General features: G+C 43.7%; 10 protein-coding genes and 1 pseudogene. 9 read left to right on the forward strand and 2 right to left on the reverse strand.

Annotated elements, in window-relative coordinates:
• From A3G19_RS11775 to A3G19_RS11795, 5 genes and pseudogenes are all read left to right on the forward strand, one after another.
• Positions 1-987, forward strand: a pseudogene (locus tag A3G19_RS11775) (hypothetical protein); the annotation flags it as partial.
• Between the two features lies 1 nt (position 988).
• On the forward strand, positions 989-1,783 hold the full coding sequence (locus A3G19_RS11780; protein ID WP_015654548.1) for an ATP-binding protein: 795 nt from the start codon (positions 989-991) through the stop codon (positions 1,781-1,783).
• On the forward strand, positions 1,776-2,759 hold the full coding sequence (locus tag A3G19_RS11785) for a tetratricopeptide repeat protein (protein WP_051013667.1): 984 nt from the start codon (positions 1,776-1,778) through the stop codon (positions 2,757-2,759). Before A3G19_RS11780 ends, A3G19_RS11785 begins: the two co-directional genes overlap by 8 nt.
• Positions 2,760-2,769: 10 nt before the next feature.
• The gene (locus tag A3G19_RS11790; RefSeq protein ID WP_015654549.1) at positions 2,770-4,446 is read left to right on the forward strand and encodes a GspE/PulE family protein; all 1,677 of its coding nucleotides are present in this window, start codon (positions 2,770-2,772) and stop codon (positions 4,444-4,446) included.
• Positions 4,447-5,685, forward strand: coding sequence for a type II secretion system F family protein (locus A3G19_RS11795; RefSeq protein ID WP_015654550.1), 1,239 nt, complete (start codon positions 4,447-4,449; stop codon positions 5,683-5,685). It begins immediately after the preceding gene.
• A 95-nt stretch (positions 5,686-5,780) separates the two neighbouring features.
• Here A3G19_RS11795 and murG read toward each other — a convergent pair whose 3' ends face one another.
• Positions 5,781-6,797, reverse strand: coding sequence for an undecaprenyldiphospho-muramoylpentapeptide beta-N-acetylglucosaminyltransferase (gene murG / locus A3G19_RS11800; RefSeq protein WP_015654551.1), 1,017 nt, complete (start codon positions 6,795-6,797; stop codon positions 5,781-5,783).
• Positions 6,794-7,972: an FtsW/RodA/SpoVE family cell cycle protein gene (locus A3G19_RS11805; RefSeq protein WP_015654552.1), complete on the reverse strand. Its 1,179-nt coding sequence runs from the start codon at positions 7,970-7,972 to the stop codon at positions 6,794-6,796. The genes murG and A3G19_RS11805 overlap by 4 nt, the downstream gene beginning before the upstream one ends.
• Positions 7,973-8,090: 118 nt before the next feature.
• On the opposite strand from A3G19_RS11805, the gene flgB reads away from it, so the two are divergent.
• The 4 genes from flgB to A3G19_RS11825 form a co-directional block, all read left to right on the forward strand.
• A complete protein-coding gene (flgB, locus tag A3G19_RS11810) occupies positions 8,091-8,522 on the forward strand; it encodes a flagellar basal body rod protein FlgB (protein WP_015654553.1) in 432 nt (143 codons plus the stop codon).
• A gap of 9 nt (positions 8,523-8,531) precedes the next feature.
• Positions 8,532-9,026, forward strand: a complete 495-nt coding sequence (gene flgC, locus A3G19_RS11815) for a flagellar basal body rod protein FlgC (RefSeq protein WP_015654554.1) — start codon at positions 8,532-8,534, stop codon at positions 9,024-9,026.
• 16 nt (positions 9,027-9,042) lie between these two features.
• Positions 9,043-9,345, forward strand: coding sequence for a flagellar hook-basal body complex protein FliE (gene fliE / locus A3G19_RS11820; RefSeq protein WP_294873065.1), 303 nt, complete (start codon positions 9,043-9,045; stop codon positions 9,343-9,345).
• Between the two features lie 14 nt (positions 9,346-9,359).
• Positions 9,360-10,695, forward strand: a 1,336-nt coding sequence (locus A3G19_RS11825; protein WP_294873067.1) for a penicillin-binding transpeptidase domain-containing protein, incomplete at its 3' end; no start/stop codon positions are given.

Consider the following 10,695-nt stretch of genomic DNA (forward strand, 5'->3'; position numbering starts at 1 on the left):
GCTATTTCGACATTTACTTTTTGGGATCAGCTTCAAAATCATATTCAGCAAATTTTGCAAGTCGATGAAGAGTACAACGAAGCGATCAATAAAACTCTCGTAAATCGTGATGCCGCCGTTGTCACCATCACCGGAACCAAGCGACAAATCGACGGAGTAAAACGCTATCTCAATAAACTTGAATCTCGCATGCATTCGCAAGTGATGCTCGAAGCGCACCTCATCGAACTCACCTACAACGACTACAGCTCTATCGGAGTAAACTGGAGTGAGTTCAGTCTAGCATTAACCGGAAGCTATTCCAATGCCTACACGAATGTTGTCGGTACTGCCAATCCAATTTATAAGTTTGGTATCGATTTCAATCCTGCCGGATTGATTAACTTTCTTAAAACATACGGCGATGTTGAAGTTTTATCCAACCCTAAAATTCTAACCCTGAGCAATCAGCCTGCAGTAATCAACGTCGGGCAACAGCTCAGCTATCTTTATCAAAATGGCTCGATTGCCTCATCTGATACCCAAACTTCCGCTACAACGACCAACACCCTCGGCTCCGTTTTCGTTGGGCTTACACTTAATATTATTCCTGAAGTAACGGAAGATGGCTACATCATTATGCGAATTAACCCTATCACCAGTGAACTCTTAAATGAGTCTGAACTTAATTCTAACACTTCGACCACCGGAACAACGACACAAGCCCAACGAACAATGCCGCCGGATACCCGTGTTAAACAGATGACCTCGATCGTCAAAGTGAAAGACGCCCAAAAAGTACTTATCGGTGGACTCATTGAGAAAAAAATATCTAAAGACAATACGAAAGTTCCAGTGATAGGGGATGTCCCATTATTCGGCCGCTTATTTAATAACGATACCGATACCGTCCGTAAAAGCGAACTCTTTATCCTGATCACCCCAACCTTGATCAAGCAAGATGTTTTTCCATCCATTGATGATGCCATTTTAAAGCGGTTCAACTAAGATGTCAAAATGGCTTGAAGCGGCAGATCAGTTCGAAGAGCGACGCGACAGTCGCGATTATTTTGAGATGCAAAGTGCCCTTGGGGCGATTGAAAAAATCCACACTATTTTAAGCGGAACCTCTCGTCAACTCATTTTTTTGATCGGCGAACCGGGAAGCGGGAAAACCTTTCTTCTCAATTTTTTGTACGAACAGATGGCAGATCAACGCCATGTTATCTTGATCGAGACCCCGTTTATCACCCCTCTTAATCTCCTTTATCAACTGATTCGGCACAAAGGGATAGAACCCTATGGTGAAAATATCGAACAACTCCGCACGCAAGCGATAGAACTTTATGCTTCAAATGATCATGTCATTATGATTGACGAAGCACAACTCCTAAGTACCGAGATGAGAGAATTTATCCGTATTCTTGCCGATTCGAAAGCATTCTGGTTTATGCTGGCAATGCACAAAACTGAAGGTGAGGCCATTTTGCGTGCTCCCCATTTTAAAAGCCGCCCGCACAAAGTGATCGAACTCATACCGCTCACCCTCGTCGAAGGGAAAAACTATCTTCATCGAGAATTAATGCGCATTGGATTTTCCGAGATTATCGAAGAGATTCCCCCTAAAATGCTCAAACAAGCGCATCAAATCAGCAATGGAAATTTTCGAAATTTTAAAAAACTGTTTTACCACCTGTTTCATCTTCTTCACTACACCAACGTAAACGGTAAAACCAAATACCTTCGCCCCTCAAAATGTACCCTAACCATGGCGGCAATGGATGCGGAGCTTCTTGATGATTAATAATTTTGACAACCTTGTAGAGCGCTGCAGCAAATTACGCCGCCGCCGGATGATTCGGCTCTCGATGTTTATTACCGGAGCTATCCTCTTCCTCATTGCAATGGCTGCCCTCTATATCCAATGGACGATGTTATCACAGCCCGAAACACCGAAAAAATTGCCTCCGATTGTCCCTAAAAGCCAATATATTCCGGCAACACCATCAACACCTGCTGTACAACAGCTTCAGGCACCACTAACAGTTGTATATTCGCTGCCGATGCGAGATACTTCGAAAACACGTGCGTTTATCGTTCAACTTACCTCCAGTAAATCCTTCGCCGATATTAATGCATCGCGTCATAAAATTCCATCCAAATATCTGCCCAGTTTGGCAATTTACGCCATCAACGGATTTTATACTTTACGTTATATTGATATTTATGATCGTGCATCGTTACCGCATGCGATCGAGTATTTTAAATCCTTGGGATTCTCATCACCAACCGCTTATAAATACAATCCTGAACGTATTGCGATTTCAGAGCAAAATATCCCAAAATTAAGTGCCATACCAACTTCAATGGCCCCTATAACCAATGAGATTCCGATACCGGTTGCACCACCCGCTGCCCCCATTGCCGCACCGGCTAAAAATCTCTCCGGCAATCGTTTATTCAGTGTTCAGACCTCTACCCAAAACACTACGGCCGATTTTATCACCGCATATCGATCCAATCCGAAATACGAAACCGCATTGATCATCGCCCGTGAATTTTACACTCAGGAAAATTTTGTTGATTCCGCCATTTGGGCTAAAAAAGCGAATCAACTCAATCGTGAAGCCGAAGAAGCATGGCTTTTATACGCGAAATCGTACTACGCACAAGGGCGAAAGAGTGAAGCGATCAATATCTTGGAACTCTATCTCAACTACAAAGATTCTAAAACTGCTTCCGAACTGGTTCGGACGTGGAAACTAAACAGCACAAACTAAGGGGAAGAGGATGATCCGACAACAAGTACGATTGGGAGATTTGCTCATTTCCGAGGGGCTTATTAGCGCTGATCAGCTCGAGCATGCCCTCCAACAGCAAAAAGAGTCCGGTTACAGCAAAAAACTGGGGGAAGTTCTCGTTGATGAGGGGATGGTATCGCATAAAGAGATGGCCCTGCTCCTCTCTAAACAACTCAAAATCGATTTTGTCGACCTCTTCGGTGAAAAGATCGATTTCCAATCTCTCGCCAAATTTTCCATCTCTTTGCTCACAGCCGCCAAAGCAATCCCGTTTAAAGAAGATGAGGATTACGTCTATATCGCCACCTCCGATCCGTTAAACTTCGATGCTCTCGAAGCGCTGGAGCGTAATATCGCGACCAAACCAATCAAGGTTTTTTTATCGCTGAGCGAAGACATTGCTCATATTTTTCAACGTCTTGAAATCATCAAAAAAACTCAGAGTATCGCCGCAGAAGTTAAAAAAGAGATTAATAATGAAGGGTCCAAAGGGGTCGATGGTGATGCCAGTGCCGTTATGCAGCTCATCAATCTTATCATTAAAGATGCAGTTTTGCGACGAGCCAGTGACATCCATATCGAACCGGAGCTGCGTTCCATGTCGGTGCGAGCACGTGTCGATGGAATCTTACAAGAGACTTTCGTCTTTGATTTGGATATTTATACGGCGCTTAATTCACGCATTAAACTTTTGGGAAATCTCGACATTTCTGAACGACGGAAAGCCCAAGACGGTCGCTTTAGCCTCGATGTTGCGGGGGGAAAATACGATTTCCGTCTCTCCAGTACCCCAACCTTGTTCGGGGAATCAATCGTTATGAGGATTTTGGATCAACAAAAGATTCTTCTTAAACTTCATGAACTTGGATTTGAAAATAAAAATCTAGAGAAGTTCAATGAAATCATCCACGCACCATTCGGTATTGTCCTCATCACAGGCCCGACCGGAAGCGGTAAAACGACCACCCTTTATGCGGCACTCAATGAAGTAAAAAGTATCGAAAATAAAGTTCTCACAATCGAAGATCCTATCGAGTATCAACTTCCTCTGGTACAACAGGTTCAAGTCAATGAGCGGGTAGGCTTTAGTTTCCTCGAAGCGCTAAAATCCTTTTTACGACAAGACCCTGATATCATCCTCGTAGGGGAGATTCGCGATTTTGAAACCCTTAATTCCGCAGCACAAGCGTCATTGACGGGTCACCTTGTTTTCTCAACACTTCATACCAACGATGCGCCAAGTGCGATTGGACGGATGGTTCAGATGGGATTACAAAGCTATCTTATTGCCGATTCACTGGTCGGAATCGTTGCACAGCGATTGGTACGTAAAATCTGTAATGAATGTAAAATGGAGATTAAACCGCACAAAAATCTTCTCCGCCGTGTCGAGCGCTGGATTAGCGAAGATGCAAAATTTTATGCCGGAAAAGGGTGTCCGAAATGCAATAATACCGGTTATTCCGGGCGGATTTTGATCTCTGAAATTTTGATGGTCAATGAAACCATTGCCAAAATGGTTGCCGATGAAGCATCCAAATACGAAATTTCCCGTTATGCCCAAGAGAATGAAGGATTTGAACCGATGGTCATTGATGGACTCAGCAAAACACTACGCGGTATCACCACCCTCGAAGAGATTCTCCGTGTCACAAAAGAGCTGTAAATGAAATTTTTTCGGGTGCGATACAAACAAGGGAAACGAAAATTTTCCACAACATTTGAAGCAGCCCATAAAGCTGAAGCACTCAGAAAATTCCGTGATAAATCTCTCGGTGTACCCGTCGAAGTCAAAGAGATATCTGAACCTTTCTCGATGAAATTCGACCGTTTTAAAAAACGTTTTACCAATCCGATCCAAAACCGACGGGTCAAAGATGAAGCCTACATCACCTTTTTGGATCAACTCTCTACAATGCTCGATGCAGGGATGCCGATCAATACCTGTCTGGCGGAAAGTATCAACGATACCCAAGACCCGATGCTCAAAGCTATTTTTACCACCGTACTTCAAGATATCGAAAGCGGACTCAGCCTCAGTAAATCTGTCGTCAATTATCAAAAACAGCTGGGAAGTTTATCATTGTCGATGTTTGAACTCGGAGAGCAAACCGGAACTCTCAGCAATGCCATTACCAAACTCTCCGCCATCTTGCAGCAAATATTCGATAATCGCCAGAAGCTCAAAAAAGCAACAAGGTATCCTCTCTTTATCATTGTAGCGATGAGTATCGCTTTTACCGTAGTGATTACCTTCGTGGTTCCCCAATTTCAATCTTTTTTTGAACAATCGGGGATGGAGCTCCCCTTCCCGACCAAGCTCCTCTTATGGACTGAACACGCAATCACAACTTATGGCCCCTATATCATGGTAGGAGCCATCTCTTTATCCGTATCGTTTAGTATGGCATATGCCAGGAACCCAAAACTCCGCCTTAAAACCGATCAATATTTTCTTCGGATTTACATTGTCGGCAAAGTAACCTATTATGCGATGATCGGACGTTTTATCTATCTGTTCAACGTCCTCACCGATGCGGGAATTCCGATGATCGATGCACTCGAAATTGCTATGGGTGTCGTGGATAACACCTATATCAAACAAGAACTTCGGAAAATCCCTGTTGCCATCGAGGATGGCCGCTCCTTAGCCCAGGGTTTTAATGAAAGCGGACAATTCGAGGGGATGATACTGCAAATGATCAAAGCGGGAGAGAGCAGCGGATCATTGGGAAAAATGCTGGGTAAAGTAAATCGGGTGTATAATAACCGTTATGACTATATTGTCGATAATGTTGCTACTTTAATCGAGCCGATTTTGATTGCCGCAATCGCCGGATTTGTGCTACTATTGGCACTCGGGATCTTTTTACCGATGTGGTCAATGGTCGATATCGCAGGATAAACAATGGAACTTGAAACCGGAACCATCAGCGTCGCTATAATGAGTACGATTATCCTCGCATTCGGGCTATGGATTATTCATAAAATAACCAATATTTAAAGACCTTCTTCAATCTTTTGGATAATATTTTCTGCCCCGTTAGGGTGGATCAATTGACCCAAGGTTTCACTTTTAGAGCGTATGTCAGAGTTAATCGCTGCTTGAAGTTTAAATACCAAACCATCCTGTTGACGCTCACACCACCCTGCATTATGATCAATGATATAACGGGCATTATGGTATTGGTGATCCCCTGCCGCACTCGGATAAGGGATATAAAATGCAGGGACATTCGAAGCACATAACTCCCATAGGGTACTTGCCCCCGACCTGCTTACCGCAAAATCACTCCGCCCGATCAGTTCAACAATTTGGTTGGTAAACCCATACACTTCCGCATTAATCCCCAACGCATGATAGGCGGCTCGGACACGTTCTTCTTCTTTGATTCCGCATTGATGGATAATATGCATAGCACCATGATCCAGCCATGGTGCTATCTCAAGGGCTAAATCATTAATGAACTTCGCTCCCTGAGAGCCTCCGAGGAAAATAACCGTTTTAATGCTGTCACGAATACGCGCATTTTGAAAATAACGTTCATTGACCGGATAATCGCAATGATTTTCACCCTCTTCATACGAGCTGTAAAACCCTTTGGCATACCCTCGGAGCAATCGGTTCAATTTACCGGTAACGGCGTTTTGTTCATGAATATAGAGAGGTGTTTTGGTAAGCAAGGCAGCCAATGCCGCCGGTGCCGCCGAAAAACCGCCGACACTGACGACTGCATCGGCGTTAAAATCGGCTATCACTTCTTTTGACGCTGCCACCGCTTTGAGGATTTTCCACAATGCCCCCAGTTTAGCAAAACCGCGTTTATTGACAACCCCCGTTGTCTCTAAAAAATGGGTTGCTTCAAAAAGGGTACTCTCACCAAACCATTGACGATCCTGACCTGAAGTCGAACCGATAAAGACGACACGATGACCTCTAGCTTTAGCCGCCTCAGCAAGCGATAAAGCAATAACCAAATGTCCGCCTGTCCCCCCGCCCGTAAAGATAATATTCATTTTTTATCACCCGATTTGTATTCTATTTTTTTAGAGAGCATCAGCACCATCCCGATGGCAACCGAAGAAGCCATCATCGCCGATCCCCCGTAACTCAAAAACGGTACCGAAATCCCTTTAATCGGCGTTAATCCACTGATACCGTACGCATTGACCATAAAGGCAAAAGTGATTAACAAGCCGACTCCGAGGCTAAAGAGATAAGCCGTATCGTTATGGGAACGGTTGGCTATTTTAAAAAGGCGGTGTAAAAGTGCAATAAATAAAAAGGTAACAAAAACGACTCCGATAAATCCGAATTCTTCCGCAATCCCCGCGAGGACAAAGTCGGTATGCACCTCACTCAAAAATCCGAGCTTAAACGTACCGCCGCCAAGACCGGTACCGAATATCCCTCCATTATGAATGGCATTGAGAGAATGTCCGATTTGGTACGCTTCTTCCCCGTTTTCAATTCGTAAATGCTGAGCTATCGATTCAGGGAAAATCGCCAAAATCGTATTTTGGGCCGTTGCCCACCATGACAAAATACGATCAATTCGGTGTTGAGACGTAACAATCAAAAAGATAAATGCAATCAATGAACCGACAATCAAGGTCATAAAAAACCGGAAACTGCTCCCGGCAAAAAAGAGCATGACCGCTAGAGTCAATGCCAAAACGACAACCTGCCCCAAGTCATTTTGTAAAATTGCGATTAAAAACATGGCTAAAATAAAAATAGCGGCATACGGAGCTACCCGCTTAAATTCTTCTAAAACCCCCATATTTCCATGATGACCGAGTTTGCGGGAAAAGCTCCATGCCAAAAAGTAGACAAATCCGATTTTAAAAAATTCTACCGGAGCAAGTGAAAACCCAAACAGTTTGATCCACCGCTTTGCTCCTCCCACTTCACTAACCAAAGATGCGGGGAGAAAAGGCATTATGATCATCAAAAGCATCCCCCCGAAAAATAAGGTGAGACCCAAGCGATGGAGCCACACGTCAGGATCGAGCTGCGCCAAAGACCACATAAACAAAATAGAGATAATAGCAACGGCCAATTCACGTAAAACGAAATGAAAATCGTTGTACTCAAATAAAATGACCGTATAAGCTGAAAGGGTATAGGAGCAAATAACCCCTATCGTAATCAATGCAGTCGTTAAAAGAAATAATTTTTTATCAGGCATTTTTGCGCTTATAATGTATAATTTCTAGGATTATATCGTTCTTTAGTCTAGAGTTCGATAAAAGAGTTTGGAATGTTTTTTGCTTTGGTATACAAACATCACAAAGAAAGGGGATCAAATGGGTATCAAAATTTCACGAGCACATGATTTGATGGAAAGTTCGATGAATTATCGCGCTGCACGCCAAGACATGATTGCCGGAAATATTGCCAATGCCGATACCCCTTTTTATCGTCCCAGAGATATCCGATTTGAAGAAGTTTTAGAGCAAAAAAGTGCTTCGCTTTTCGCGGATAAAGGACAAACGTTATCCATGAGTCGTACCGATGGTTCACATCTATCAGGCGCTGACACTGCCTCTTCTTCCAAACCAACCACCTTCTTTCGAGACGGTCATATGGCGAGAAACGATGGAAACAGTGTCGATTTGGATGTCGAAACGACTGAAATGGCAAAAAATTCAACGATGTTCAATGCGCTCACTGCCGCACTCAAAAAAGATTCCGCTATTTTCAGAAGCGTCATTGATGCTAGTGGCAAAACTTCGTAAGGATAAAAAATGGCATTTTTAAATAGTTTTGATATCAGCGGATACGGATTATCGGCTCAACGCGTCCGTGTCAATACCATCAGTTCCAACATTGCCAATGCCCAAACCACCCGTACCGATGAAGGCGGCCCCTACCGTCGTCAAGAAGTTGTCTTTAAAGCCATTGATTTTAACAAAGCCTACAATCAAGCATTAGAGAATGAAACCACAGCCCTTGGCTACAGCGACCCGCTCAAAGAGGGGTTATCAGGGCTAAAACCAAACCCAGCCATTATGAGTGTTATCGTGGATAAGATCACCCGTGATGATGCATCACCAAAAATGAAATATGACCCTTCACATCCTGATGCGGATGCAAATGGGTATGTTGCCTATCCCAATATTAATCCTGTCATCGAAATGGCCGATTTAGTCGAAGCAACACGATCATACCAAGCGAACGTAGCCGCGTTTGAAAGCGCAAAAAATATGGCGTCCAGCGCCATCAGTATTTTACAAGCATAAAGAAGGATAGACCTTAATGCCCAATATTCAATCAATCAAATCTCTCTCAACCGCCGACTTACTCGCAAACAAAAGCGGCAATCCAGTCGAGAGCAACAGTACTGATTTCGCACAAGAGCTTAAAAATGCTCTCGGTAACGTCAATCAGATGCAGGTTGACGGAGAGAAAGCCATGAGCGATATCGCAACCGGAAGTGTCAAAGACCTCCATCAAGCGGCAATTGCCATCGATAAAGCTGAAATCAGTATGAAACTGATGCTCGAAGTACGAAATAAAGCTCTAAATGCGTACAAAGAAATTACCCGAACGCAAATGTGATTTAGCCTTAATTCATGCGCCATTCTAATAAATCAAAAAAGATACTTGCCCTTTTCCTCGTTCTGATGCTCGGTTTCATCATCTTTTTAACGGTGATGCTTTATACCGCGCTTCACGATAGGGATATCCCCTCTATTTTTTCCGAAGATACCGCAAAAGCACAACGCGGCTCAATCATCAGTGCAGATGGCTTCAACATTGCTACAACCCAAAAACTCTACAAAGCGGTCGTCAACACCCGTAACATCGATCCCGATAAAGAGGAGCTTTTTATTCAGCTTTTCAGTATCTACAGCGCAATCGAGCCTAATGAAATCCGCCAACGTCTCCATACCCGAAAAGGCTCCGTTACCCTTAGCTACCATATCAGTCCAAAAGAGGCTATGTACCTCAAAACTCTATCGTTCGAGCTGCGCCGTCTCGGGGTTTTCATCGAATACGAAACTCCAAATGGCGACCGTATTTTACAAGGACTCAATATTATCGAAAGCGGTGAAGCACGTAGCTATCCTTACGGCAATCTTCTTACTCCCCTCTTAGGTTACCCGCGTAAGATGGAAGAAGATGGATACACACGAGTATACGGAATCAAAGGGTTAGAAAAATTTTTCGATGAAGAGTTGAACCCTCAACAAAACCGAACCCAAAAAGCCCTGCGTGACGTTAACGGCTATCTGATTTTGAACAAGCAAAGTGATGTCAAACGCCAAATCAACGGCCTCACCGTCAAACTCAATATTCCCATTACCCTCCAAGCGCGAGTCGAAGCAGTTACCGACCGTATCAAAGAGCAGCTCAAAGCCGATGAGATTATCGCAACGGTTATGGATTCAAAAACCGGTAAAATTATTGCTCTGGCAAGCTCAAATCGTTTTGATCCTAGCCATATCCGTACCGCCGATTACCCTTCGTTAAATACCAATGCCATTGAATACAGCTTTGAACCGGGATCGGTTGTAAAACCCATTATCTTTTCTCTCTTGCTTGACCGTGGACTTATCAACCCGTACGATATGGTTAACGGCCATAACGGACGCTTTACGATGGGACGAAAAACGATTGTGGATGAGCATGCCTTTCATATGATCAGCGCAGAGGATGTCATCGTCCACTCTTCCAATATCGGAATTGCCCAATTGGCGCAAAAACTCAATGGAGAAGAGTTTACAGAAGGGCTCAAACGGTTTGGCTTTACCCATTTTAGCGGCATTGACCTACCGTACGAAAAACGGGGATCTATCCCAAGCTCAGCTCAGCTCAATAATTATCTCTATAAAGCGATTACCTCTTACGGTTATGGAATGCGCTCAAACGCCATGCAAATGATCAAAGCCTATAATGTTTTCAACA

The organism is Sulfuricurvum sp. RIFCSPLOWO2_12_FULL_43_24, assembly GCF_001829605.1.
Classification (GTDB): domain Bacteria; phylum Campylobacterota; class Campylobacteria; order Campylobacterales; family Sulfurimonadaceae; genus Sulfuricurvum.

Coding starts and splice junctions, on each gene's coding strand:
- A3G19_RS11780 (WP_015654548.1), top strand. CDS start 989: ATGTCAAAATGGCTTGAAGCGGCAGATCAGTTCGAAGAGCGACGCGAC.
- A3G19_RS11785 (WP_051013667.1), top strand. CDS start 1,776: ATGATTAATAATTTTGACAACCTTGTAGAGCGCTGCAGCAAATTACGC.
- A3G19_RS11790 (WP_015654549.1), top strand. CDS start 2,770: ATGATCCGACAACAAGTACGATTGGGAGATTTGCTCATTTCCGAGGGG.
- A3G19_RS11795 (WP_015654550.1), top strand. CDS start 4,447: ATGAAATTTTTTCGGGTGCGATACAAACAAGGGAAACGAAAATTTTCC.
- murG (WP_015654551.1), bottom strand. CDS start 6,797: ATGAATATTATCTTTACGGGCGGGGGGACAGGCGGACATTTGGTTATT.
- A3G19_RS11805 (WP_015654552.1), bottom strand. CDS start 7,972: ATGCCTGATAAAAAATTATTTCTTTTAACGACTGCATTGATTACGATA.
- flgB (WP_015654553.1), top strand. CDS start 8,091: ATGGGTATCAAAATTTCACGAGCACATGATTTGATGGAAAGTTCGATG.
- flgC (WP_015654554.1), top strand. CDS start 8,532: ATGGCATTTTTAAATAGTTTTGATATCAGCGGATACGGATTATCGGCT.
- fliE (WP_294873065.1), top strand. CDS start 9,043: ATGCCCAATATTCAATCAATCAAATCTCTCTCAACCGCCGACTTACTC.